This is a genomic window from Cupriavidus sp. FW216-B1, from assembly GCF_058789195.1.
Window position 1 is genome coordinate 364,426 of sequence record NZ_JBYTEL010000003.1, and the last position, 23,975, is coordinate 388,400.

20 protein-coding genes and 1 pseudogene are annotated in these 23,975 nt (G+C 71.0%); 7 read left to right on the top strand and 14 right to left on the bottom strand.

What is annotated here, in order from left to right; all coding sequences use genetic code 11:
• Positions 1–186: 186 nt before the first annotated feature.
• Positions 187–687 carry a gluconokinase gene (locus AC3WXD_RS11350; RefSeq protein ID WP_492323729.1) on the bottom strand — a complete coding sequence of 167 codons (501 nt, stop codon included), beginning with the start codon at positions 685–687 and terminating at the stop codon, positions 187–189.
• Positions 688–881: 194 nt separating this feature from the next.
• The gene (edd, locus tag AC3WXD_RS11355; RefSeq protein WP_492323730.1) at positions 882–2,777 is read right to left on the bottom strand and encodes a phosphogluconate dehydratase; all 1,896 of its coding nucleotides are present in this window, start codon (positions 2,775–2,777) and stop codon (positions 882–884) included.
• Positions 2,778–3,071: 294 nt separating this feature from the next.
• Here edd and AC3WXD_RS11360 point away from each other — a divergent pair, with 294 nt between their 5' ends.
• Positions 3,072–4,073 carry a MurR/RpiR family transcriptional regulator gene (locus AC3WXD_RS11360; RefSeq protein WP_231586534.1) on the top strand — a complete coding sequence of 334 codons (1,002 nt, stop codon included), beginning with the start codon at positions 3,072–3,074 and terminating at the stop codon, positions 4,071–4,073.
• A gap of 22 nt (positions 4,074–4,095) precedes the next feature.
• Here AC3WXD_RS11360 and AC3WXD_RS11365 read toward each other — a convergent pair.
• The 4 genes and pseudogenes from AC3WXD_RS11365 to AC3WXD_RS11380 all read right to left on the bottom strand — a co-directional run.
• Positions 4,096–6,528, bottom strand: a pseudogene (locus tag AC3WXD_RS11365) (DNA internalization-related competence protein ComEC/Rec2); the annotation flags it as partial.
• A 62-nt stretch (positions 6,529–6,590) separates the two neighbouring features.
• Positions 6,591–7,499 (bottom strand): TatD family hydrolase, encoded by a 909-nt coding sequence (locus tag AC3WXD_RS11370; protein ID WP_492323731.1) that lies wholly within the window; start codon positions 7,497–7,499, stop codon positions 6,591–6,593.
• Positions 7,500–7,521: 22 nt separating this feature from the next.
• Positions 7,522–8,268, bottom strand: coding sequence for a lipoprotein-releasing ABC transporter ATP-binding protein LolD (gene lolD, locus AC3WXD_RS11375; RefSeq protein WP_059412942.1), 747 nt, complete (start codon positions 8,266–8,268; stop codon positions 7,522–7,524).
• Entirely contained in the window at positions 8,261–9,511 is a 1,251-nt protein-coding gene (locus tag AC3WXD_RS11380; protein WP_020201446.1) for a lipoprotein-releasing ABC transporter permease subunit, read from the bottom strand. The genes lolD and AC3WXD_RS11380 overlap by 8 nt, the downstream gene beginning before the upstream one ends.
• 128 nt (positions 9,512–9,639) lie before the next feature.
• On the opposite strand from AC3WXD_RS11380, the gene AC3WXD_RS11385 reads away from it, so the two are divergent.
• Positions 9,640–10,779 (top strand): hypothetical protein, encoded by a 1,140-nt coding sequence (locus AC3WXD_RS11385; protein ID WP_492323732.1) that lies wholly within the window; start codon positions 9,640–9,642, stop codon positions 10,777–10,779.
• A gap of 80 nt (positions 10,780–10,859) precedes the next feature.
• A complete protein-coding gene (gene recJ / locus AC3WXD_RS11390; RefSeq protein ID WP_492323733.1) occupies positions 10,860–12,557 on the top strand; it encodes a single-stranded-DNA-specific exonuclease RecJ in 1,698 nt (565 codons plus the stop codon).
• Between the two features lie 34 nt (positions 12,558–12,591).
• Here recJ and AC3WXD_RS11395 read toward each other — a convergent pair whose 3' ends face one another.
• The gene (locus AC3WXD_RS11395; RefSeq protein ID WP_454731244.1) at positions 12,592–13,335 is read right to left on the bottom strand and encodes a peptidoglycan DD-metalloendopeptidase family protein; all 744 of its coding nucleotides are present in this window, start codon (positions 13,333–13,335) and stop codon (positions 12,592–12,594) included.
• 275 nt (positions 13,336–13,610) lie between these two features.
• Here AC3WXD_RS11395 and prfB point away from each other — a divergent pair.
• From prfB to AC3WXD_RS11415, 4 genes are all read left to right on the top strand, one after another.
• A protein-coding gene (gene prfB, locus AC3WXD_RS11400) for a peptide chain release factor 2 (protein ID WP_155887964.1) occupies positions 13,611–14,715 on the top strand; the annotation gives its coding sequence in 2 pieces (ribosomal slippage) (positions 13,611–13,691 and positions 13,693–14,715; 1,104 coding nt in all).
• 60 nt (positions 14,716–14,775) lie between these two features.
• A complete protein-coding gene (locus AC3WXD_RS11405; protein ID WP_020201440.1) occupies positions 14,776–15,546 on the top strand; it encodes an SDR family oxidoreductase in 771 nt (256 codons plus the stop codon).
• A gap of 56 nt (positions 15,547–15,602) precedes the next feature.
• Positions 15,603–17,141, top strand: coding sequence for a lysine--tRNA ligase (gene lysS / locus AC3WXD_RS11410; RefSeq protein WP_454731243.1), 1,539 nt, complete (start codon positions 15,603–15,605; stop codon positions 17,139–17,141).
• 323 nt (positions 17,142–17,464) lie between these two features.
• A complete protein-coding gene (locus tag AC3WXD_RS11415; RefSeq protein ID WP_492323734.1) occupies positions 17,465–18,181 on the top strand; it encodes a glycine zipper 2TM domain-containing protein in 717 nt (238 codons plus the stop codon).
• A gap of 273 nt (positions 18,182–18,454) precedes the next feature.
• Here the strand turns inward: AC3WXD_RS11415 and iscX are convergent, their stop codons facing one another.
• The 7 genes from iscX to AC3WXD_RS11450 all read right to left on the bottom strand — a co-directional run bounded on the left by iscX (position 18,455) and on the right by AC3WXD_RS11450 (position 23,955).
• Positions 18,455–18,649 carry a Fe-S cluster assembly protein IscX gene (iscX, locus tag AC3WXD_RS11420; RefSeq protein ID WP_020201437.1) on the bottom strand — a complete coding sequence of 65 codons (195 nt, stop codon included), beginning with the start codon at positions 18,647–18,649 and terminating at the stop codon, positions 18,455–18,457.
• 54 nt (positions 18,650–18,703) lie between these two features.
• Positions 18,704–19,042 (bottom strand): ISC system 2Fe-2S type ferredoxin, encoded by a 339-nt coding sequence (fdx, locus tag AC3WXD_RS11425; protein ID WP_020201436.1) that lies wholly within the window; start codon positions 19,040–19,042, stop codon positions 18,704–18,706.
• Between the two features lie 38 nt (positions 19,043–19,080).
• Complete coding sequence (hscA, locus tag AC3WXD_RS11430) at positions 19,081–20,946, bottom strand: Fe-S protein assembly chaperone HscA (protein WP_020201435.1); 1,866 nt, start codon at positions 20,944–20,946, stop codon at positions 19,081–19,083.
• 109 nt (positions 20,947–21,055) lie between these two features.
• Entirely contained in the window at positions 21,056–21,574 is a 519-nt protein-coding gene (hscB, locus tag AC3WXD_RS11435) for a Fe-S protein assembly co-chaperone HscB (protein ID WP_059412947.1), read from the bottom strand.
• Between the two features lie 357 nt (positions 21,575–21,931).
• On the bottom strand, positions 21,932–22,252 hold the full coding sequence (iscA, locus tag AC3WXD_RS11440; RefSeq protein ID WP_020201433.1) for an iron-sulfur cluster assembly protein IscA: 321 nt from the start codon (positions 22,250–22,252) through the stop codon (positions 21,932–21,934).
• Between the two features lie 25 nt (positions 22,253–22,277).
• Positions 22,278–22,682: a Fe-S cluster assembly scaffold IscU gene (gene iscU, locus AC3WXD_RS11445; protein WP_492323735.1), complete on the bottom strand. Its 405-nt coding sequence runs from the start codon at positions 22,680–22,682 to the stop codon at positions 22,278–22,280.
• A gap of 49 nt (positions 22,683–22,731) precedes the next feature.
• Entirely contained in the window at positions 22,732–23,955 is a 1,224-nt protein-coding gene (locus AC3WXD_RS11450) for an IscS subfamily cysteine desulfurase (protein WP_269432163.1), read from the bottom strand.
• Positions 23,956–23,975 lie beyond the last annotated feature (20 nt).

Consider the following 23,975-nt stretch of genomic DNA (forward strand, 5'->3'; position numbering starts at 1 on the left):
CACCACCCGGGGCCCGGCGGTCAAGGCCGCGGGCCATGCGTCGAAGTGCTGTCCTAACTGGGATGATACCCATGACCGCGAAAGCCGCAAGCAGCAAGCGTTCGCGCCATCGCAAGGGAATGTAGCAAGATGTCTGCCAGCCCGCGCGTGCGCGGCGCAAAAGCGCCCGCGGAGGCCGGCGAGGGCTCAGCGGGCCGCGGCGGTGGCGGGGACTTCGGCCAGGATGCGCTGCACCAGCGCCTCGGGCGGCTGCCGGATGTCGAGCACCAGCGCCTCGCGCGGTTCCTCCAGCGTGTCGAACTGGCTCTGCAGCAGGGCCGGGTTGAAGAAATGGTCGCTGCGCCCGGACAGGCGCCCGCCGATCACGGCGGCGTCGCCCTTCATGTAGACGAAGGTCACGCCGCCGTCGGGCGGGGTCAGGCGGTCGCGGTAGGCCTGGCGCAGCGCGGAGCAGGTAAACACATGGGTGCGGCCCTCGGCGCGGGCCGTGTCGATGGCCGCGCGCAGCGCGCCCAGCCAGGGCCAGCGGTCTTCGTCGGTCAGCGGGATGCCGTTGTGCATCTTCTCCTTGTTGGCCGCGCTGTGGAATTCGTCGGCATCATGGAAGCCGCAATGCAGGGTCTTGGCCAGCAACTGGCCGACCGTGGTCTTGCCGCTGCCGGAAACGCCCATCAGGATGTAGATCATGTCTGCTCCAGCGATCGTGTTCGGATGGTTGTCCCATCCTTGTCGGTAGTCCCCGCGCCGCGCCGGGCGGTTTCTGGCGAACCGCACGGCCATGCAGCCATGCCAGGACCTGGCATGCACCGGCTCGGGGCTGCCTTGCCCGCCAGGCGGCGGGCAAGGCCACAAAAAAGAGGAAAGCGGCCTGGGGGCGCGGACTATTGTGCGACGGCCGCGGCGGTTTGGACAGCGCCGGGCGCGTCGGCCTCGGACAGGTCGAGCGCGCTGCCGCCCTCCTCCGCGGTGCGCGCGTGGCGGCGGAACAGGCCGAACAGGCCACGGCCGACGCTGAAGCGGGCGAAGTCGTCGTCGGGCGACGGCGCCAGCGCGCGCGCCGCGAGGCCGGACGCGCCATCCGCGCCGTCCGCGCCGCCGAGCCATTCCAGCGTGCCGGCCACGGCGTCCACGCGGATGCGGTCGCCGTCGCGCACGCGCGCCAGCGGGCCGCCCGCAAGTGCTTCCGGGCCCACATGAATCACGGCCGGCACCTTGCCGGACGCGCCCGACATGCGGCCGTCCGTCACCAGCGCCACCTTGTGGCCGGCGTCCTGCAGCGAGCCGAGCACCGGCGTGAGGCGGTGCAGCTCCGGCATGCCGTTGGCGTTGGGGCCCTGGAAGCGCACCACCGCGACCACGTCGCCGGTCAGCTCGCCCGCCTCGAAGGCGGCCTGCAGGCCTTCCTGCGAATCGAACACGCGCGCCGGCGCCTCCACCACGCGGTGCTCCGGCGCCACCGCCGAGACCTTGATCATGCCGCGGCCGAGATTGCCGCGCAGCAGGCGCAGCCCGCCCTCGGGCGAGAACGGCGCGGCCGCGCTGGCCAGCACCGCGGCGTCGCCGCTGGCGGCGGGGCCGTCGCGCCAGCGCAGCGCGCCGCCGGTCATGACCGGCTCCTGCGTGTAGCGCGCCAGCCCGCGCCCGGCCACGGTCTGCACGTCTTCGTGCAGCAGCCCGGCTTCGAGCAGCTGGCCGATCACGTAGGCCACGCCGCCGGCGGCGTGGAAATGGTTGACGTCGGCCGAGCCGTTCGGATAGACCCGCGCCAGCAGCGGCGTGATGCGCGACAGGCGGTCAAAATCGTCCCAGTCGATCACGATCCCGGCCGCGCGCGCCATCGCCACCAGGTGGATGGTGTGGTTGGTCGAGCCGCCGGTGGCCAGCAGGCCGACGATGGCGTTGACCACGGCGCGCTCGTCGACGATGCGCGCCAGCGGCAGGTAGTCCGGGCCGCGCGCGGAGAGCGCCAGCGCGCGCTGCGCGGCGGCCGCGGTGAGCGCGTCGCGCAGGCCGCTGTCGGGATGGACGAAGGCCGCGCCCGGCATGTGCAGGCCCATGATCTCCATCAGGAACTGGTTGCTGTTGGCGGTGCCGTAGAAGGTGCAGGTGCCGGCGCCGTGATAGGCCTCGCATTCCGCTTCCAGCAGCGCCTCGCGGCCGACCTGCCCGGTCGCGTAGAGCTGGCGCACGCGCGCCTTTTCCTTGTTCGACAGGCCCGTGGCCATCGGCCCGGCCGGCACGAACACCACCGGCAGGTGGCCGAACTGGAGCGCGCCCATCAGCAGGCCCGGCACGATCTTGTCGCACACGCCGAGCATCACCGCGGCGTCGAAGGTGTTGTGCGACAGCGATACGGCCGTGGCCATCGCGATCGCGTCGCGCGAGAACAGCGACAGCTCCATGCCCGGGTTGCCCTGCGTGATGCCGTCGCACATCGCCGGCACGCCGCCCGCCACCTGCGCCACCGCGCCCACCGCGCGCGCGGCCTCGCGGATCACGCCGGGATAGCGCTCGTAGGGCTGGTGGGCCGACAGCATGTCGTTGTAGGCCGTGACGATGCCCAGGTTGGCGGCATGCTCGACGCGCAGCTTGAGCTTGTCATGCGCGGGCAGCGCCGCGAGGCCGTGCGCCAGGTTGGCGCAGGACAGCCCGCGCAGCGGCCCCAGCTCCCGCTGGGCGCGCTCGCAGCGCGCCAGGTAGGCGGCGCGGCTGCGCTGGCTGCGCGCGGCCACGCGCGCGGTGACGGCCTGCACTTCGGAATGGAGGGCTTGCGACATTCGTGGGAGTTCCTGATGGTGTGTCCGGTGGTTCCGTGAACGTTTTTTTGTGTAGATTTTCTACATTATATCGAAAGACTTCCGCCGCGCACCCCGACAGCACATCACAAAGCGGCGAAAGCACGGTATATTTCGGCTCCATAGGTGAAATCCCTAGCCATTCCCGAGCGCGGCGCCGGGCGAATCGCAGCGCGAATTCTGTAGAATATCTACATTCCCAATCGAACCCCAAGCCCGCGCGATCCCGGCAGCCATGTCCGGCGCGCGCGGGCACGAGAGATCCCGCCTGCCGACATGCGCGAACGAATCCTTGCCGTCTACGACACGCTCCGCCCCTCCGAACGCCGCCTGGCCGACTACGTGGCGCGCCACGGCGCCAGCGTGATCCGCCTGTCCATGCCCGAACTGGCCGAGCGCGCCGGCGTGTCGCAGCCGACCATCGCGCGCTTCTGCGCCGCTCTCGGCTACGACGGCTTCCGCGAGTTCAAGCTACAGTTCGCGCAGAACGTGGGCGGCGGCACGCCCTTCGTACACCAGGACGTCAAGGCCGAGGACCGCCCCGCCGACATCGCCGGCAAGGTGTTCGACCGCACCATCGCCACGCTGATGACGGTGCGCAACGCGCTCTCGGCGGACCAGATCGAACACGGCATCAAGCTGCTCGCCGCCGCGCACCGCATCGAGTTCTACGGCTGCGGCAACTCGGGCATCGTCGCGCTGGACATCCAGCACAAGTTTTTCCGCCTGGGCATTCCCACCACCGCGTATTCGGACTCGCACGTGTTCAGCATGTCGGCCGCGCTGCTGGGCCCCGGCGACGTGGCGGTGCTGGTGTCCAACAGCGGCCGCACCTGGGACATGCTGGCCGCCGCCACGCTGGCGCGCGCCAGCGGCGCCAGCGTGCTGGCGCTGACGCACAGCGGCTCGCCGCTGGCCAAGCTGGCCGACGTCTGCGTGTTCTCCGACGTGGAGGAAGACAGCGAGGTCTACACGCCGATGACCTCGCGCATCTGCCACCTGGTGCTGGGCGACGTGCTCGCCGCCGGCGTGGCGCTCGAGCGCGCCGACATCGTCTCCGCCGGCCTGCAGCGCGCCAAGGCGCACCTGCGCGAGCGCCGCATCGCGCAGGCCGAGCCGGCCCGGGTCAAGGGGGTTCAGGCCGGGGTTCAGGCCGGCCCCCAGGCGGGGGCTCGGGCGCAGGATCGCCAGGATCGGGCGCAGCCGGCGCCGCGCGCCAGTAGCGCCGCTCGTGCTGCCGGTAAGCCCGCAGCACGTAGGCCGCGCCGCGCGTCGTGAGCTGGACCGCGCCGGTTTCGTCGCTGCGGTAGCGCGCGATCCCGCGCGAGGCATAGCGCGCCCACACGTCGGCGCGCGGATGCCGGTAGCGGTTGCGGTAGCCAAGCTGGAACAGCGCCAGCTCCGGCGACACCACCGCCAGGAACGACGCGCCCGACGAGGTGCCGCTGCCGTGGTGCGGCGCCTGCAGGAAGTCCGCGCGCAGGTCCTGCGCCGGCAGGCGCGCCAGCAAGGCAGCCTCGTCGCGCCGGCCGATGTCGCCGGTCAGCAGCAGGCTGCGCGCGCTGCCCGCCACCTTGAGCACGCACGAGCGCGCATTGCTGTCGAGCGCGGTATTGCCCGCCGCCGCCGGCAGCGGATGCAGCATCGAGAATGCCACGCCGTCCCATTGCCACCGCTGCCCCGCCGCGCATGGCCGCGCTGGCGGCGGCGCCACGCCGTCGGGCGGCGCCAGCAGCGGATGCCCGGCCGGCGCGGCGGTCAGCAGGTCGCGCACCGGCAGCGCCGCCATCACGTCGCGCGCGCCGCCGGCATGGTCGGCGTCTTCATGGCTGATGACCAGGCGGTCGAGCGCGCGCACGCCGGCGCCGCGCAGATACGGCGCGATCACGCGCGCGCCGGCGCTGTTGCCGGGCTGCGCCGCGCCGGCGCCCCAGCCGTAGGCCGGCCCGGCGTCGTACAGCAGCACGCGCGAGCGCGTCTCCACCAGCACCGCCGTGCCCTGCCCGATGTCGAGCGCCGTGGCGCGGAACTCGCCATGCGCGACCGGCTGCCGCCCCGCCACCACCATCGGCAGCAGCAGCGCCACGCCATGCAGGCGCGCGCGCAGCCCGCAGCGCAGCGGGGCCAGCAACAGCAGCGCGCCGAGCGTGGCCAGCGCGCCGGCCAGCGGCCCCGCGCGCGCCGCCTGCCAGACCGCCCACGGCGGTGCCGCCAGCGCCTCCAGCGCGGCCGCCAGCCACGCCAGCAGCAGATGGGCCGGCGCCAGCAGCCAGCCCGCCAGCGGCGCGGGCATGGCCGCGGCCAGCAGCGCCAGCGGCGTGACCACCAGGCTGACCAGCGGGATCGCCACCGCGTTGGCCAGCGGCGAGATCACCGAGACCTGCCCGAACAGCAGCAGCGTCAGCGGCACCAGCCCGATCGTCACCACCCACTGCGTGCGCGCGGCCTGCACCAGCGCGTGGCGCAGCCGCGGCCAGCGCGCGGCGCCCGGCCCGCGCGCCGGCCGGGCGGCAGCCAGGAAAATCACGCCCACCGCGCCGAACGACAGCCAGAAACCGGGCGCCAGCACCGCCCACGGATCGAGCGCGATCGCCGCGAACGCGGCCCACGCCAGCACCAGCGAGGCCGGCGGCGCGCGCCCGCTCCACAACGCCAGTGCCGCCACCGCCAGCATCGACACGGTGCGCTGCGCCGGCACCTGCATGCCCGCCAGCAGGCCGTAGGCGAACGCCGCCAGCACCGCCGCCACCAGCGCCGCGCGCCGCGCCGGCCACCACAGCGGCAGGGGCCGGCGCAGCCAATGCCCCAGGCCTAGCGAATGCCGCCACAGCCAGTGGACCAGCGCGCCGCACAGGCCCGAGATCATGGTGATGTGCAGGCCCGAGATGCTGATCAGGTGGCCGATGCCGGTGCGCGTGAACAAGGTCCAGTCGCGCGGCTGGATGCCGCGCTGGTCGCCCACCACCAGCGCCGCCAGCACCGGGCCGAAGCGCGCGCCGGCGGGCAGGCTGGCGAGCACGTGGTCGCGCACGCGCGCGCGCCAGCGCGCGATGCGCCATTCCAGCCGCTCGCCCACGGCCTCGCGCGGCGGGACGCGCTCGGCGCGCACGTAGCCGGTGGCGCCGAGCCCGGCCGCCAGCAGCCAGAATTCGTAGTCGAAGCCGTGCGGGTTGGCCAGCCCGCGCGGCCGCGTCAGGCGCAGCGCGAAGACGCGCCGCTGGCCCGGCAGCAGGCCGTCCGGCGCGTCCTCCCAGCCGAGCACGACGCGCGGCGGCAGGCGCGGCGCGGAGCGCGCGCCGCCGGCCGGCGCATCGGGGGCGGCGTCGGGCGCGGCGTCGGGCGCGGCGTCGGGTGCGATATGGGACGCGGTATCGCGTGAAATCCCGGGCACGGCATCGGGCGCAAACTCGAAGCGCTGCCCGCGCGCGGCCGGCGCGGGCAGCCCCGCGACCACGCCGCTCACGACGAGGTCGATGCCTTCGAGCGCCGGCGCCAGCCGCTCGCCGAGCCGCGCGTCCGCGCGCCACGCCGACCAGCCGAAGCCGGCCAGCGCGGAAAACGCGCACAGGGCCGCGCGCGCCCGGGCCGGATGCCGGGCGCGCAGCAGGACCGCGAGCAGCGCCGCCAGCAGGCCCGCCGCCGCCAGCGCCCAGCCGGCCCCGCGGCCCGGCAGCGCGCCTTGCTGCTGCAGCCACCAGCTTCCCGCCACGAAGGCGATCAGGACCAGACGCATGCGGATTCCCGGACGGATTCACCAGGGTCCGTTTATACGGCCGGCGCGCGGCGGAAAACTTGTCAGGAAGAAACGGAAAGGTTGCCGTTTGTGTCGGCGGGCTGGTCGGCGAACTTGCCGGCGAACGAGTCGGCGGACAAAGCGCCGGCCGGGAACATGGTGGCCTCGAATGCCGCCAGGCGCGGCAGCGCGGCCACCGAGTTGCGCCACATCGCCTGCGCCAGCGCGGGCGCGCCGATGCCGCGCAGTTCGCCCAGCGCCCGCGCCACGCCGGCCGTTTCGGCGGGCGTGTTGCGCGCCTTGTGCTGCTCGCCGAACTGGTCGTCGGACAGCCAGGCGGGCGCGATGTCGGGCGCGTCGGTCTCCAGCACGATGGCCTCGAGCGGCAGTTCCTGCGCCAAACGCCGGATCTGCTTCGCGCGGCTGAAGGTCATGTTGCCGCCGAAGCCCAGCTTCAGGCCCTGGTCGACGAAGCCGCGCGCCTGCTGCGGGCTGCCGTTGAACGCATGGGCGATGCCCTGGCGCACGCCCGCGCGGCGCAGCTGCGCCGCCACCTGGTCCTGCGACTTGCGCACGTGCAGCAGCACCGGCAGGTCGAACTCGCGCGCGAGCTTGAGCTGCTCGCCGTAGATCCAGGCCTGGTGCTGCGCGTCGAGCCCGGGCACGAAGAAATCGAGGCCGATCTCGCCGATGCCGACGAAGCGCGGATCGTCCAGCGAGGCCGCCACCTCGCGCCGCAGCGCATCGAGATCGGCCTGCCCGGCGCCGGGCGTGTAGAGCGGATGGATGCCGAGCGCGTAGACGCAGCCCGCGTGGCGCCGCGCCAGCGCGCGCACCGCGGCGAAGTTCGACACCGCCACCGCCGGCAGCACGATGCCGCTCACGCCGGCCGCGGCCGCGGCCGCCGCGACGGCATCGCGGTCGGCGTCGAACTCGGCGGCGTCGAGATGGCAGTGGGTGTCGATCCACATGGGCGGCGGCGTCCTGCGCGCTTCAGCGCTCGCGGTGCAGGTGCCCGTCGCGCAGGCGCAGCACGCGGTCGCAGCGGCTGGCGAGGTCGAGGTCGTGGGTCACGATCACGAAGCTGGTGCCGAGCGTGCGCGACAGTTCCAGCATCAGGTCGTAGACGCCGCCCGCGGTGTGGTCGTCGAGGTTGCCGGTCGGCTCGTCGGCCAGCACGCAGGCCGGGCTGCCCACCAGCGCGCGCGCGATCGCCACGCGCTGGCGCTCGCCGCCGGACAATTCGCCGGGGCGGTGCTGGGCGCGCTCGCCCAGTCCCACGCGCTCGAGCACGGCCTGCGCCGCGGCGCGCGCCTCGCCCTGCTTCAGGCCGCGGATGCGCATCGGCATGGCCACGTTGTCGAGCGCGGTGAACTCGGGCAGCAGGTGGTGGAACTGGTAGATGAAGCCCAGGTCGCGGTTGCGCGCGATATTGCGCTCGCTCTCGCGCAGCGCGGTGAACGGCTTGCCCTTGAGCGCGACGCGGCCGCTGTCCGGGTTGTCCAGCCCGCCCAGCACATGGAGCAGCGTGCTCTTGCCCGAACCCGACGCGCCGACGATGGCCACCTTCTCGCCGGCGTCGACGCGCACGTCCACGCCCTTGAGCACGGTCACGTCGAGGCCGCCCTGGCGGAAGCGCTTGGTCAGGCCCTCGGCCATCAGCACCGGGGTGCCGGCGGGCGCGGCCGGCACGGACGCGGCGGCGCCTTCGGGGGCGCTGCGCAGCATGGCTTCACTCATAGCGCAGCGCCTCCGCCGGGTTGACGCGGGCGGCGCGCCAGCTTGGGTAGAGCGTGGCCAGCGTGGCCAGCACGAAGGAGAGGATGCCGATGGTGGCGATGTCGTTCACGCGGGGGTCCGAAGGCAGTTCGCTGATGAAATAGATGTCGCGCGGCAGGAACTGCACGTGCAGCAGCCGCTCGATGAAGGGCACGATCACGTCGATGTTGCAGGCGATCAGCGCGCCGCCGGCCACCCCGGCCAGCGTGCCGATGAAACCGATCGCCACGCCCTGCACGATGAAGATCTTGGTGATGGAGCTCGGCTGCGCGCCCATCGTGCGCAGGATGGCGATGTCGGCCTGCTTGTCGGTCACGGTCATCACCAGCGTGGACACCAGGTTGAAGGCCGCCACCGCGATGATCAGCGTGAGGATGATGAACATCATGCGCTTCTCGGTCTGCACCGCGGCGAACCAGTTGCGGTTCTGCTTGGACCAGTCGCGCAGGTAGAGCTCGCCCGAGAGCGTGCCGGCCAGTTCGTCGGCCACCTGCGGCGCGCGCTGCATGTCGCTCAACTTGAGGCGCACGCCGGTCGGGCCGGCCAGCCGGAACAGGGTCTCGGCGTCCTGCAGGTTGATCAGCGCCAGCGCGTTGTCGAACTCGAAATGGCCGGACGAGAAGATGCCCGTCACGGTGAACTGCTTGAGCCGCGGCAGCACGCCGGCCGGCGTGATGGTGCCCTGCGGCACCACCAGCGTGACCTTGTCGCCGACCTGCACGCCGATCGCGTTGGCCAGCTCGTTGCCGAGCGCGATGTCGAAGCTGCCGGGCGCCAGGCTGTCCATGCTGCCGGCGCGAAACTGCTTGCCGATGTCGGAGACCTTGGGCTCCTGGCCGGGCTCGACGCCGCGCAGCAGCACGCCGCGCACGGCTTCCTCGCGGGTCAGCATGGCCTGGGCCGCCACATAGGGCGCCGCGCCGATCACTTCCTTGTTGCGCTCGGCCTCGGCGGCGGTCTTCTGCCAGTCGGGCAGCGCGCCCGGGCCGACCACCTCGATGTGCGAGAGCACCGACAGCATGCGGTCGCGCACCTCTTTCTGGAAGCCGTTCATGACCGACAGCACCACGATCAGCGCCGCCACGCCCAGCGCGATGCCGAGCATGGAGATCATCGAGATGAAGGAAATGAAGGTGTTGCGGCTGGCGCGCTTGCTGGCGCGGGTGTAGCGCCAGCCGATCTGCCATTCGTACGGAAAGTTCAAGAGGATCCCTGTCGTTGAGGAGAAACGCCGGCGCCACGTCGCCGGCACCGCCGGCGGTGCAGCCGCCGACGCCTGTCCGGGCGATATTTCCGCCGCCCGCCAGCCGGAAGTTTACAATCTCGGCCATCATGATGACGCACCTGACCCTGATTGTGCCCTTTTCCGTGCCGCCGGGCGCCGCGACCGACGCGGACGGCGGCGGCAACGACGCCATGCTGGAGGCGCTGCTGCGCCAGTTGGAGTTGCCGGCGCTCGGAAAGTTGCTGACCCGCGCCAGCCCCGGCCCGCGCGAGCGGCACGACGATCCCTTCCTGCGCTCGCTGCCGCACGAGCGCTGGCTGGCCGGGCGCGCCGGGCTGGACACCACCCGCGTGCCCAGCGCCCCCTTCATGCGGCTGGCCGACCGCGCCGCCGCGGGCCTGCCGGAAGACAGCGGCGACGGTAACGGCGGCGGCCAGGCCTGGGCCTGCCTGCAGCCGGTGCACATCCACGCCGCGCGCGACCACCTGGTGCTGATGAACCCGGCCCACCTGGGCCTGCGCGCCGACGAGGCGGCGGCCCTGCACGCGGCGGTGGCCGGCCTGCTGGAGGAATCGGGCATCGTGCTGGAAACGCCGCAGCCGGCGCGCTGGTACCTGCCCGAGGCCGCGTTCGGCCCGCTGGTCGCCACCAGTCCGCTGCGTGCCAGCGGGCGCAATATCGACATGTGGATGCAGGCCGGCGAGCGCGCGCGCGACTGGCGCCGCGTCCAGAACGAGATCCAGATGACCTGGCACGACCACCGCGTCAACCAGGCCCGCGAGGCCGCCGGCAAGCCGGCCGTCAATTCGGTCTGGCTGCACGGCGGCGGCACGCTGCAGGCGGTGCCGCGCCTGGCCGGCGCCGTGCTCGGCGACGACGCCTTCCTGCGCGGGCTGGCGCTGGCGGGCGGCGCGGCCTACCAGCCGCTGCCGCCGCGCTTCGACGCCGCGGCAGCCGGGACCGCCGACAGCGCGCTGGCGCTGCTGGACGACGCCACCGAAGCCCATATCGGCGAGGACTGGGGCCTGTGGATCGAGCGCATGCACGCGCTCGAGGCCAACTGGTTCGCCCCGGCGCTGGCCGCGCTGGAGAGCGGCGCGCTGCCGGCCCTGACGCTGGTGCTGGCCGGCGACAACCACTATGCCGAGTTCACCGTGCGCCGCGCCGACCTACGCAAGTTCTGGCGCGGCCTGGGCGCGCGCGGCGACTGGCGCGCGCTGCTGTCCGACCTGGCCTATGCCGCCTGAACGGCCGGATGAACTAACGCCCAGCCACCCGGCCGACTGACCGCCCGAGCGCCTCACCCCGTTTTCCTGCCTGCCTCCACATGACCCGAATCGCCGTCCGCTCCTTTTCCGCCGAACACGCCGGCACGCTGGCAGGCGCCGGCCTGCACCCCACGCTGGCCCGCATCCTGTCGGCGCGCGGCGTGCGCGCGCCGGCCGAGCTCGCCACCGAGCTGCCGGGGCTGATGCCGCCGGACACGATGAAAGGCATCGGCCACGCCGCCACCTACCTGGCCGACGCCATCGCCGCCGGCCGCCGGCTGCTGATCGTGGCCGACTACGACTGCGACGGCGCCACCGCCTGCGCGGTGGGCGTGCGCGGCCTGCGCATGCTGGGCGCGCGCGTCGACTACATCGTGCCGAACCGCTTCGAGTACGGCTACGGCCTGACGCCGGAGATCGTGGCGCTGGCCGCGCGGCAGCAGCCCGACGTGATCGTCACGGTGGACAACGGCATCGCCAGCGTGGACGGCGTGGCGGCGGCCAACGCGCTCGGCATCGACGTGGTAGTGACCGACCATCACCTGCCCGGCGAGCAGCTGCCGGACGCGGCGGTGATCGTCAACCCCAACCAGCCCGGCTGCGCCTTCCCGAGCAAGAACCTGGCCGGCGTGGGCGTGATGTTCTACGTGCTGCTGGCGCTGCGCGCCGAGCTGCGCCGCCGCGGCGCGTTCGACGCGCAGGCCCAGCCGCGCCTGGACGCCCTGCTCGACCTGGTGGCGCTGGGCACGGTGGCCGACGTGGTCAAGCTCGACAGCAACAACCGCATCCTGGTGGCGCAGGGCCTCAAGCGCATGCGCGCCGGGCGCATGCACGCGGGCGTGGCCGCGCTGTTCCGCGCCGCCGGGCGCGACGCCGCGCGCGCCAACACCTTCGACCTCGGCTTCGGCGTGGGCCCGCGCCTGAACGCGGCCGGGCGGCTGGCCGACATGTCGCTCGGCATCGAATGCCTGCTCACCGACGACGCCAGCCGCGCGTGGGAAATCGCCCAGGAACTCGACGGCATGAACCGCGAGCGCCGCGACATCGAGGCCGGCATGCAGCAGGAAGCGCTGCGCATCCTGGAAGGCCCGCTGGGCGCGCTGGACCCGGCCGCGCGCTTCACCGTGAGCGTGTTCAACGATACCTGGCACCAGGGCGTGATCGGCATCGTGGCGTCGCGGCTCAAGGAGAAATACCATCGGCCGACCATCACCTTCGCGCCCGGCGACGACGGCACCATCAAGGGCTCGGGCCGCTCGATCCCCGGCTTCCACCTGCGCGACGCGCTGGACCTGGTGTCCAAGCGCCATCCCGGCCTGCTGGTCAAGTTCGGCGGCCATGCGATGGCGGCCGGCCTGACGCTGCGCGCGGACACCTTCGGCGAGTTCACGGAAGCGTTCGAGGCGGTGGGACGCGAATGGCTGGACGACGAGCAGCTCGCGCGCGTGATCGAGACCGACGGCGACATCGAGGACGGCTGCTTCAGCCCGGAATTCGTCACGCTGCTCGAGCAGCAGGTGTGGGGCCAGGGCTTTCCCGCGCCGACCTTCTGCGGCGAGTTCGACGTGCTGCGCCAGAGCGTGCTCAAGGGCAAGCACCTCAAGCTGCAGCTCGGGCGCGGCAGCCAGCGCTTCGACGCGATCTGGTTCAACCACGCCGATTCGCTCGGCGCCAGCGCGCTGGTGGCCTACCGGCTGGACAACAACACCTTCAACGGCGTCACGCGCGTGCAGATGGTGATCGAGCACGCGCAGTAGCGGCGGCGCCCGCCGCTACTCAGGCCCGCCCGCCTCAGCCGCGCGCGGGCAGCAGCCCGGCCGGGTCGACCGGCTTGCCGTTGTTGCGCACCTCGAAGTGCAGTTCGCTGTCGGACCTGCCCATGCGCCCGACCTCCTGGCCGCCGGACACCTGCGCGCCTTCGCTGACCGAGGGCTTGTCGAGGTTGCCGTAGACCGTCAGCCAGTTGTCGTCGTGCTTGATGATGACCAGCATGCCGTAGCCGCGCAGGTTGCCCACGTGGATGGCCTTGCCCGCGGCGGCGGCGCGCACCGCGCTGCCGGGCGGCGTGTCGATGCTCAGGCCCTTGCTGGCGGGCGGCCCGTAGCCCGCCGTGACGCGGCCCTCGGCCGGCCATTGCAGGCGGATGCTGGTGGCCGGCGCGCGCGCCGGCGGGCTGCTGTCCACGCGCGGGGTGTCGCGCACGGCCACCGGGCCGCTGCCGCTGCCCGCGCTGCCGCCGGCGCTGGCGGTGCCGCTGCCGGGCGGGCGGATGCGCAGCAACTGGCCGACCTCGATGCGGTCGGCGCTGGGCAGCTGGTTCCAGCGCGTCAGGTCGCGCACCGAGCGCTTGTGGCGCTGGGCCACGCTGTACAGGGTGTCGCCGCTCTGCACCCGGTAGTAGCCGTCCGGCGCCGGCTCGCTGGCCAGGGTGCCGCAGCCCGCCGCGAGGCACGCCGCGGCCGCGGCGGCCAGCAGGCCGAGCGCGCGGCGGCGGCGGCCATTGGTCGTGTCGGTCGTGTCGGTCGTCCCGGTCATCCTTGCCCTCTCGATTCTGGTCGTCTCGGTCGTCTCGTGATTGCTTGGCTTCATGCGTGCTTATCGTCCATCCTTGTCCATGTCTGAACGGCTATTTCGAAGGCGGCCGGCGGGCTCCCGCCGGCGCGGGCCTGCCGCAAGTCTGCCATGCCGCACCCGCAACTGTAGACCGTTCGGCAAGCGAACCGTTCGAAATTGTCCGCCGCGCGCCGCCCGGTGCGGGGGAACAGCCCCCGATCCGCTATAATTCAAGGTTTTGAAAAGCGCAGAACATCATGGAAGCAGAACGCCTCAACGCCATTTCCGGTGCCATCTCCGATCTCCGTTCCCGGACGGAAGATCTACGGGGGTATCTTTGACTACGATGTCAAGGTAGGACGGCTCGACGAAGTCAACGGCGAACTCGAGGATCCCGAGGTCTGGAACAACCCCAAGAAGGCCCAGGACCTCGGCAAGGAAAAGAAGATGCTGGAGGGCGTGGTCGGCGTCCTCGGCAAGCTCACGGATGACCTTTCGGGCGCCGAGGAGCTGTTCGAGCTCGCGCGCGAGGAAGGCGACGACGACACGATGGAAGCCATCGAGGCCGACGTCAAGGGCTTCGAGGCCGTCGTCGCGGACATGGAATTCCGCCGCATGTTCTCGGGCGAGATGGACCAGGCCAACGCGTTCATCGACATCCAAGCCGGCGCCGGCGGCACCGAGGCCTGCGACTGGGCCTCGATGCTGCTGCGCCAGTACCTGAAGTACTGCGAGCGCAAGGGCTTCAAGGCCGAGGTGCTGGAAGAGTCCGAGGGCGACGTGGCCGGCATCAAGAGCGCCACCATCAAGATCGAGGGCGAATACGCGTTCGGCTACCTGCGCACCGAGACCGGCGTGCACCGCCTGGTGCGCAAGTCGCCGTTCGACTCGTCGGGCGGCCGGCACACCTCGTTCTCGTCGGTGTTCGTCTACCCCGAGGTGGACGATTCGTTCGAGGTCGAGGTCAATCCGGCGGACCTGCGCGTGGACACCTACCGCGCCTCGGGCGCGGGCGGCCAGCACATCAACAAGACCGATTCGGCCGTGCGGATCACGCACATCCCGACCGGCATCGTGGTGCAGTGCCAGAACGACCGCTCGCAGCACCGCAACCGCGCCGAGGCCATGTCGATGCTGAAGTCGCGCCTGTACGAGCACGAGATGCGCAAGCGCCAGGCCGAGGCCGACAAGCTCGAGGCCGGCAAGACCGACGTGGGCTGGGGCCACCAGATCCGCTCCTACGTGCTGGACCAGAGCCGCATCAAGGACCTGCGCACCAACGTGGAAATGTCCAACACGCAGAAGGTGCTGGACGGCGACCTGGACCCGTTCATCGAGGCCAGCCTCAAGCAAGGCCTGTAACACGACCCCGCGCCGCCGCCCGGCGGCGCGGCGCGACTCACCTGCCGGACCCATCCGACCATGACCGCAGCATCGACCGCAGCAACGCACCTGTTCATCATCACCGGCACCTCGCGCGGGCTCGGTGCCGCGCTGGCGCAGGCCCTGCTCAAGCCGGGCCACCGCCTGATCTGCGTGGCGCGCAACCGCAACCCCGAACTGGAACAGGCCGCCGCCGCCAGCGGCGTCAAGGTGGCCTGGCACCTGCAGGACCTGTCGCAGGCGGGGCCTGCCGCGGCGTGGCTGGGCAGCGTGCTCGACGCGGTCGACGAGGCGCCCGCCAGCGCCACGCTGATCCTCAACGCGGGCATGATCGAGCCGATCGGCCCGGTGGCCGCGCTGCAGGAGGCCACGCTGGTACCGCACCTGCTCACCAACCTGGCCACGCCGATGACCATGACCGCGGCCTTCCTGGCGCGCACCGAGCGCTTCGGCTGCCCGCGCAAGGTGCTGGCGATCTCGTCCGGCGCGGCGCGCCGCCCGGTCGAGGGCTGGGCCGCCTACTGCGCCGGCAAGGCCGGGCTCGACATGTTCGTGCGCTCGGTCAACGCCGAGTACGCGCAGGCGCCGGCCGAACGCGGCGTGCGCGCGGTGGCGCTGGCCCCGGGCGTGGTCGACACCAGCATGCAGGCCACCATCCGCGGCGCCGACTTCGCGCAGGTGCAGCGCTTCCGCGACCTCAAGGACAACGACCAACTCGCCTCGGCCGAGGACACCGCGCGCCGCATCGCGGCCTACCTCGACCGCCCGGACTTCGGCAGCACCGAGCTCGACGACATCCGCAATACCTGAATCGCCCTGAACCGCCTGACCCGCGCGCGGCCCGCCGCGCGCCTCACCAAGACACCATGACCGACTCCAACCGCGCTCCCGCCGAGGCCAACGCCCCCGCCGCAGCCGACGAAAACAAGATCATCGCGGAACGGCGCGAGAAGCTGCAGGCCCTGCGCCAGCAAGGCGTGGCCTTCCCCAACGACTTCCGCCCGACCCACCAGTCCGCCGCGCTGCACGCGCAGTACGGCGAAACCGACCAGGCCGCGCTCGAAGCGGCGCCGGTCGAGGTCGCCATCGCCGGGCGCATGATGCTCAAGCGCGTGATGGGCAAGGCCAGCTTCGCCACCGTGCAGGACGGCGCCGGCCGCATCCAGTTCTACATCAGCCGCGACGCGATCGGCGAAGAGGTCTACGCCGCCTTCAAGAAGTGGGACCTCGGCGACATCATCGCCGCGCGCGGCACGCTGATGAAGACCAGGACCGGCGAGCTGTCGGTGGCGGTCAGCGAGCTGCGCCTGCTGTCCAAGAGCCTGCGCCCGCTGCCCGGCGATTTCTACGGCCTGTCGGACCAGGAGCTGAAATACCGCCAGCGCTACGTCGACCTGATCGTGTCGCCGGAGACGCGCGCCACCTTCCGCGCGCGCACCCAGGCCATCAGCTCGCTGCGCCGCCACATGGCCGACGCGGACTTCATGGAAGTGGAAACGCCGATGCTGCACCCGATCCCGGGCGGCGCCGCGGCCAAGCCCTTCATCACGCACCACAACGCGCTGGACATGCAGATGTTCCTGCGCATCGCGCCCGAGCTGTACCTCAAGCGCCTGGTGGTGGGCGGCTTCGAGCGCGTGTTCGAGATCAACCGCAATTTCCGCAACGAGGGGGTGAGCCCGCGCCACAACCCCGAGTTCACCATGATGGAGTTCTACGCCGCGTACACCGACTACCGCTGGCTGATGGACTTCACCGAGAACCTGATCCGCCAGGCCGCCATCGACGCGCGCGGCAGCGCCGTGCTGACCTACCAGGGCCGCGAGCTGGACCTGTCCAAGCCGTTCCACCGCCTCACCATCTGCCAGGCGATCCAGAAATACGCGCCGCAATACACCGACGCGCAACTGGCCGACGTGGACTTCCTGCGCGCCGAGCTGAAGAAGTTCGGCGTCAACACCGGCGCGCCGCAGTTCCTCAACGCGGGCCTGGGCACGCTGCAGCTGGTGCTGTTCGAGGAAACCGCCGAAAGCCAGCTGTGGGAGCCGACCTACATCGTCGACTACCCGGTGGAAGTCTCGCCGCTGGCGCGCGCCTCGGACACCCTGCCCGGCATCACCGAGCGCTTCGAGCTGTTCATCACCGGCCGCGAGATCGCCAACGGCTTCTCCGAGCTGAACGACGCCGAGGACCAGGCCGAGCGCTTCCGCAAGCAGGTCGACCAGAAGGACGCCGGCGACGAGGAAGCCATGTACTTCGACGCCGACTACATCCGCGCACTGGAATACGGCATGCCCCCGACGGGCGGCTGCGGCATCGGCATCGACCGCCTGGTGATGCTGCTGACCGACAGCCCCAACATCCGCGACGTCATCCTGTTCCCGCACCTGCGCCGCGAGGACTGAACGCTGCTGAATGGCTGGCGCTCATCTCCTGCTGGTGGGAGAGGGGCGAACCCAAGCGGCCGGCTGAACGTGCCGGCGACCCAAAGCCCCATCGCTTCGATGGGGCTTTTTGCTTTCCGCTGCGGCGTTGTTACAAACGGCCCGGCGCGGCGCCCGGCCCACCTCGGCCAAGCCATTGATTCCACTGGCAAATCCGTCCTACACAAACTTACAAAATCAAACGGAAAACGGCGGCGGATTCGGCCAGACTCAAGACCGGGAAACATCGAAGCCGCGCGCGCTCAACTCAACGTGTGCTTTCGGTACCGCACAAGGAAAACGACATGCCGAATCCGACCCTGAACCCGTCCAGCGAATCCACCGCGCCGGCGCTGCCCGCGCAACGCCGCCTGCATCCGCTCGTGGGCGCCGCGGCCGTGGCCATCGTGATCGCCAGCCTGACGGCGGTGGCCGCCATGACCGGCGTGCTGCCGCTCGGCAAGGCCGCGCCCGGTGCGCCGCAGTCGCTGACCGCGCAGATCGCCGCGGAAAATGCCGCGGCCAGCCAGCAGCCGCAGCAGCCCGTGCCGGGCAGCACCACGCGACCTCCCGAGGCCATGAATCCGGCGCCGGCGCAAGCTGCCGCCCCCGCTGCGCCGGCCGCGCAGGCCCAGCCGCCCCGGCGCGCCGACAACGGCGCGTATGCGCAGCGCCAGTCCGCGCCACCCAGCGCCAGCCTCGGCCGCGTAGTGGCCATCACGCCGGTCGAGACCGCCAAGCCGGCCACGGGCCTCGGCGCGGTGGGCGGCGCCGTGGTCGGCGGCCTGCTGGGCAACCAGATCGGCCGCGGCAACGGCCGCATCCTCGGCACCGTGGCCGGCGCCGTGGGTGGCGGCTTCGCCGGCAACCAGATCGAGAAGAGCGTGCGCAAGGACACCAGCTACCAGGTCCGCGTGCAGATGGACAACGGCACGCACCGCACCTTCACCTACCATGCCGATCCCGGCGTGCAGGTCGGCGAGCGGGTCCGGCTGCAGGACGGCGGGCTGGCCCCCGCCTGAGACGGACACAGTGCCGGCGGCCAAAGAAAAACGGGCGCGCGCGCCCGTTTTTCCTTGGCCCTTTACCTGCTGCCAGCCTGCCTGCCTCGCGGCCTGGAAGTTGTTTCAAGATGAAGCGAAGCGATCCTGGCCAGGGCGAAGCAGGGAACTCGGATCACGCAGCGGTGCGCGCCTGCCAGCGCGCATGCGCCCTGCAAGGGCGCGGCCGCAGACAGTACAACCAGTAACTTGCCGCGCAGCGCAGCGACGCCAGGGTCTTTTTGAAACGACTTCCTACGCCGCTTCCTCGATCCACGCGGCCTGGATCGCTTCCAGGATCTTCTCGCCCGAGCGGTCGGGCAGGTCGGCGAAGCCATCGAGCTCCATGACCCAGCGGTGCAGGTCGGTGAAACGGATCGCGGCGGGATCGACGTCGGGGTACTTGTCGTACAGCGCGGCGGCGATGTCGTAGGTGTCGGTCCACTTCATGGGCTCTCTCTCTCCGGTCGGGTCGTGAAGGCGGCAGGGGCGCGCGGCGGGCGCTCAGTGCTCTTCCTTGGCATGGTTGATCGTGTACTTCGGGATCTGCACGGTGAGGTCGCCGTCGGCGACCAGCGCCTGGCACGAGAGCCGCGAATTGGGCTCGAGGCCCCAGGCCTTGTCGAGCAGGTCCTCTTCCTTTTCCTCCGCGTCCTCGAGCGAGTCGAAGCCCTCGCGCACGATCACGTGGCAGGTGGTGCAGGCGCACGACTTTTCGCAGGCGTGCTCGATCTCGATGCCGTTGTTGAGCAAGGCATCGCAGATGCTGGTGCCCGCCTCGGCTTCGAACACGGCGCCCTCCGGGCAGAGTTCGACGTGGGGCAATACGATGATCTGTGGCATGGGTTGTCCTGGATATGGATACGGCGCGGCCTCGGGGATCAGCCCAGGTCCTGCACCTTGCGGCCCGCCAGCGCGCTCTTGATCGAGCGGTCCATGCGGCGTGCGGCGAATTCGTCGGTGCCGCGGGAAAGCGCCTCCACGGCGGCCTTGATGGCGTGGTGGTCCTGGCCCGCGGCCACGTCGCCGACCGCCTGGATCAGCCGCTCCACGGCGGCGCGCTCGTCGGCCGAGAGCAGTTCGCCGTCGGTCTCGAGCGCGCGGCTGGTGGCCTCGACCAGGCGCGCGGCTTCCACGCGCTCCTCGGCCAGGGCGCGGCTCTTCATGTCGTGCTCGGCTTCGCGGAAGCTGTCCTGCAGCATGCGGGCGATCTCGTCGTCGGCCAGCCCGTAGGACGGCTTGACGGTGATGGTGGCCTCCACGCCCGACTGCGTCTCGCGCGCGAAGACCGACAGCAGGCCGTCGGCGTCGACCTGGTAGGTCACGCGGATGCGCGCCGCGCCCGCCACCATCGGCGGGATGCCGCGCAGCTCGAAGCGCGCCAGCGAGCGGCAGTCCGCCGCCAGCTCGCGCTCGCCCTGCAGCACGTGGATGGCCATCGCGGTCTGGCCGTCCTTGAAGGTGGTGAATTCCTGCGCGCGCGCCACCGGGATGGTGCTGTTGCGCGGGATGATCTTCTCGACCAGGCCGCCCATCGTCTCCACGCCCAGCGAGAGCGGGATCACGTCCAGCAGCAGCCAGTCCTCGCCGGGCGCGCCGTTGCCGGCCAGCAGGTTGGCCTGCATGGCGGCGCCGAGCGCCACCACCTTGTCCGGGTCGAGGTTGGTCAGCGGCGGCTGGCCGAAGAACTCGCCCACCGCCTTGCGGATCGAAGGCGTGCGCGTGGCGCCGCCGACCAGCACCACGCCCTTGACCTCGTCGGCGGCCACGCCGGCGTCGCGCAGCGCCTTGCGCACCGGCGCCAGGGTCTTCTGCACCAGCGGCGCGGTCATCTCGACGAAGGCCGCCGCGGTGAGCGTCAGGTGCACGATCTCGCCGCTGTTGAGCACGGCGTCGATCACGGTGGCGTCGGCCGCCGACAGCGCTTCCTTGGCGGCGCGGGCGCGTACCTGCAGCAGGCGCATGTCTTCGGCCGAAAGCGGCTGCAGGCCAGCCTGCTCGACGATCCAGCACATCACGCGCTGGTCGAAGTCGTCGCCGCCGAGCGCGGAATCGCCGCCGGTGGCCATGACTTCGAACACGCCCTTGGTGAGCTTGAGGATGGAGATGTCGAAGGTGCCGCCGCCGAGGTCATAGACCGCGTAGATGCCTTCGGAGGCGTTGTCCAGGCCGTAGGCGATGGCCGCCGCGGTCGGCTCGTTGAGCAGGCGCAGCACTTCCAGGCCGGCCAGTTGCGCCGCGTCCTTGGTGGCCTGGCGCTGGGCGTCGTCGAAGTACGCGGGCACCGTGATGACGGCGCCGACCAGCTCGTCGCCGAGCGAATCCTCGGCGCGCTGGCGCAGCGTGGCGAGGATCTCGGCCGAGATCTCCACGGGGCTCTTCACGCCGGCCGCGGTCTTGATCTGCACCATGCCGGGCGCGTCGACGAAATCGTAGGGGCTGTGCTCGATGTGCGTCACGTCGCGCAGGCCGCGGCCCATGAAGCGCTTGACCGAGACGATGGTGTTCTTGGGGTCGTGCACCGCTTCGTCCTGCGCGCGGTAGCCGATCTGCGTGCCCTTGCCGGGCAGGTAGCGCACCACGGACGGCAGCAGCGCGCGGCCGCTTTCGTCGGTCAGGACTTCGGGAATGCTGTTGCGAACCGCCGCCACCAGCGAGTTGGTCGTGCCGAGGTCGATGCCGACCGCGAGCCGCTTCTGGTGGGGAGCCGGCGACATGCCGGGTTCGGAGATCTGGAGCAGTGCCATGATGAATCGTCTTTATTCGTGCGGTGGCGGGCATCACCGCTTGCAGCGATGCGGCCCGCGCCGGGGCGCCATTGTGGCATGGCCGGGGCGAACCTGCCCGGCGGCCGGGCTAGTCTTCCAGGCGGTCGATCGCTTCGCTGGTATCGTGTTCGATCTTCTCGATAAACATCAATTGCCTGGCCGCGCCGCCGGCGGCGGCATCGTCGCCGGCATCGAGCAGCGCGCCGAGCGCCGCGTGGCGCTCGCGCTTCTCGCCGCGCAGTTCGCGCAGCAGCGCGTCGAGGCGCGCCACGTCCCGCCCGGCCACCGCTTCCTGCAGCGCCTCGCGCCATTCCATCTGCTGCATCAGGAACGCGGGCGCCATCGCGGTGTTGCTCTCGGCCTGGATGTCCACGCCGCGCAGCGACAGCAGGTAGATCGCGCGCTTGAGCGGCTGGCGCAGCGTGCGGTAGGCCTCGTTGGCATGCGCGGCCCACTGCATGGCGACGCGGCGCTCGGCATCGCCGGCGTTGGCGAAGCGGTCCGGGTGCGCCTGCGACTGCACGGTGCGGTAGGCGGTGTCCAGCGCGGCTTCATCCACCGTGTAGGTGGCCGGCAGGCCGAACAGCGCGAAATAGTCGTCTTTCAACACCTTCCCCAAACAAAAAAGAGCGGCTGCGCCGCCCCAGGCTGCTGACGAGGTCAGCTTGCCGTTCGTGGTCTTCCCGGCCCTGTCCCGCGTCGCGGAAAACGGCGGCAAAGGCAGACGCAGGCAAACCCCTCGGCGGGACTGCCCGCCCGGCCGGCGGCTCGCCGCGGTCGCGCGTCAGGCAATCCGGCGGGACGCCGATCCGTAGCGCGCGTTCGGGCGCGGTCCGCGGCCGCATCGCCAGGGCGGGTCATGGCGCATGCGCCATGACCGCAATCGAGCCCGGCCACCCGCGGTGTTCGCCGTCCCGATGGAAACCGGCGCCGCCGCGCGCCACGCCTGCCGCCCGGCGGACGCTCAGACCCGGAACGACTCTCCGCAGCCGCACTCGTCCTTGACGTTGGGGTTGTTGAAGCGGAACCCCTCGTTCAGGCCTTCGCGCGCGAAGTCGAGCTCGGTGCCGTCGATGTACGGCAGGCTCTTGGGATCGACGATCACCTTGATGCCGTGCGACTCGAACACGCTGTCCTCCGGCTGCAGGTCGTCGACATATTCCAGCTTGTAGGCCAGGCCCGAGCAGCCGGTGGTCTTGACCCCCAGGCGCAGGCCAACGCCCTTGCCGCGGCGGTCCAGGTAGCGCGCCACGTGCTTGGCGGCCTTCTCGGTAAGCGTGATCATCGCTGCGTCATCCCTTGCGTTGAACTCAGGCGGCCTGCTGCTCGGCTGCGCCCACGTGCTTCTTCTTGTAGTCCTCGACCGCGGCCTTGATGGCGTCCTCGGCCAGGATCGAGCAGTGGATCTTCACCGGCGGCAGCGCCAGTTCCTCGGCGATGTGCGTGTTCTTGATCTCCAGCGCCTGGTCCACGGTCTTGCCCTTGACCCATTCGGTCACCAGCGACGACGAGGCGATGGCCGAGCCGCAGCCGTAGGTCTTGAACTTGGCGTCTTCGATCACGCCGGCCTCGTTGACCTTGATCTGCAGCTTCATCACGTCGCCGCAAGCCGGCGCGCCGACCATGCCGGTGCCCACAGCGTCGTCGTTCTTGTCGAACGAACCCACGTTGCGGGGGTTTTCATAGTGGTCGAGAACCTTGTTGCTGTATGACATTTTGGCTACCTCTTGCGTATTTATGGGGTCTTGCTGGGGGCCTCGGCGCTCAGTGCGCGGCCCACTGGATGGAATTCAGGTCCACGCCGTCCTTGAACATCTCCCACAGCGGCGACAGGTCGCGCAGCTTGGCGATCTTGCTCTTGAGCAGCTCGACGGTGTAGTCGACTTCCGCCTCGGTGGTGAAGCGGCCCACCGTGAAGCGGATCGAGCTGTGCGCCAGCTCGTCGTTGCGGCCCAGCGCGCGCAGCACGTAGGACGGCTCCAGCGAAGCCGAGGTGCAGGCCGAGCCCGACGACACGGCCACGTCCTTGATGGCCATGATCAGCGACTCGCCTTCGACGAAGTTGAAGCTGACGTTCAGGTTGTGGGGCACGCGGCGCTCCATGTCGCCGTTCAGGTAAACCTCTTCCATGCCCGACAGGCCGCGCCACAGGCGGTCGCGCAGCATGCGGATGCGCTCGTTCTCGGTGGCCATTTCCTCGCGGGCGATGCGGAAGGCTTCACCCATGCCGACGATCTGGTGCGTGGCCAGCGTGCCCGAGCGCATGCCGCGCTCGTGGCCGCCGCCGTGCATCTGCGCCTCGATGCGCACGCGCGGCTTGCGGCGCACGTACAGCGCGCCGATGCCCTTGGGGCCGTAGGTCTTGTGGGCCGAGAACGACATCAGGTCGCACTTGAGCGTGTTCAGGTCGATGGCGACCTTGCCGGTGGCCTGGGCCGCGTCGCAATGGAAGATGATGCCCTTGGCGCGGCAGATCTCGCCGATCTGCTCGACGTCCTGGATCACGCCGATCTCGTTGTTGACCAGCATCACCGAGACCAGGATGGTGTCCGGGCGGAGCGCCGCCTTGAACACGTCGATGTCGACCAGGCCGTTGTCCTGCACGTCGAGGTAGGTCACCTCGAAGCCCTGGCGTTCCAGCTCGCGGGTGGTGTCGAGCACGGCCTTGTGCTCGGTCTTGACCGTGATGATGTGCTTGCCCTTGCCCGAGTAGAAATGCGCCGCGCCCTTGATGGCGAGGTTGTTCGACTCGGTCGCGCCCGAGGTCCAGACGATCTCGCGCGGATCGGCGCCCACCAGCGCGGCCACCTGCTCGCGCGCCTCTTCCACCGCGCGCTCGGCGTCCCAGCCGTAGGCGTGGCTGCGCGACGCCGGATTGCCGAACTGCTCGCGCAGGTACGGGATCATCTTGTCGGCAACGCGCGGGTCCACCGGGGTGGTGGCCGAGTAATCCATGTAGATGGGGAAATGTGGGGTGCTCATCGTTATGACTGCCTTTGTTTGGGACC

Coding starts and splice junctions, on each gene's coding strand:
- AC3WXD_RS11350 (WP_492323729.1), bottom strand. CDS start 687: ATGATCTACATCCTGATGGGCGTTTCCGGCAGCGGCAAGACCACGGTC.
- edd (WP_492323730.1), bottom strand. CDS start 2,777: ATGTCGCAAGCCCTCCATTCCGAAGTGCAGGCCGTCACCGCGCGCGTG.
- AC3WXD_RS11360 (WP_231586534.1), top strand. CDS start 3,072: ATGCGCGAACGAATCCTTGCCGTCTACGACACGCTCCGCCCCTCCGAA.
- AC3WXD_RS11370 (WP_492323731.1), bottom strand. CDS start 7,499: ATGTGGATCGACACCCACTGCCATCTCGACGCCGCCGAGTTCGACGCC.
- lolD (WP_059412942.1), bottom strand. CDS start 8,268: ATGAGTGAAGCCATGCTGCGCAGCGCCCCCGAAGGCGCCGCCGCGTCC.
- AC3WXD_RS11385 (WP_492323732.1), top strand. CDS start 9,640: ATGATGACGCACCTGACCCTGATTGTGCCCTTTTCCGTGCCGCCGGGC.
- recJ (WP_492323733.1), top strand. CDS start 10,860: ATGACCCGAATCGCCGTCCGCTCCTTTTCCGCCGAACACGCCGGCACG.
- AC3WXD_RS11395 (WP_454731244.1), bottom strand. CDS start 13,335: ATGACCGGGACGACCGACACGACCGACACGACCAATGGCCGCCGCCGC.
- AC3WXD_RS11405 (WP_020201440.1), top strand. CDS start 14,776: ATGACCGCAGCATCGACCGCAGCAACGCACCTGTTCATCATCACCGGC.
- lysS (WP_454731243.1), top strand. CDS start 15,603: ATGACCGACTCCAACCGCGCTCCCGCCGAGGCCAACGCCCCCGCCGCA.
- AC3WXD_RS11415 (WP_492323734.1), top strand. CDS start 17,465: ATGCCGAATCCGACCCTGAACCCGTCCAGCGAATCCACCGCGCCGGCG.
- iscX (WP_020201437.1), bottom strand. CDS start 18,649: ATGAAGTGGACCGACACCTACGACATCGCCGCCGCGCTGTACGACAAG.
- fdx (WP_020201436.1), bottom strand. CDS start 19,042: ATGCCACAGATCATCGTATTGCCCCACGTCGAACTCTGCCCGGAGGGC.
- hscA (WP_020201435.1), bottom strand. CDS start 20,946: ATGGCACTGCTCCAGATCTCCGAACCCGGCATGTCGCCGGCTCCCCAC.
- iscA (WP_020201433.1), bottom strand. CDS start 22,252: ATGATCACGCTTACCGAGAAGGCCGCCAAGCACGTGGCGCGCTACCTG.
- iscU (WP_492323735.1), bottom strand. CDS start 22,682: ATGTCATACAGCAACAAGGTTCTCGACCACTATGAAAACCCCCGCAAC.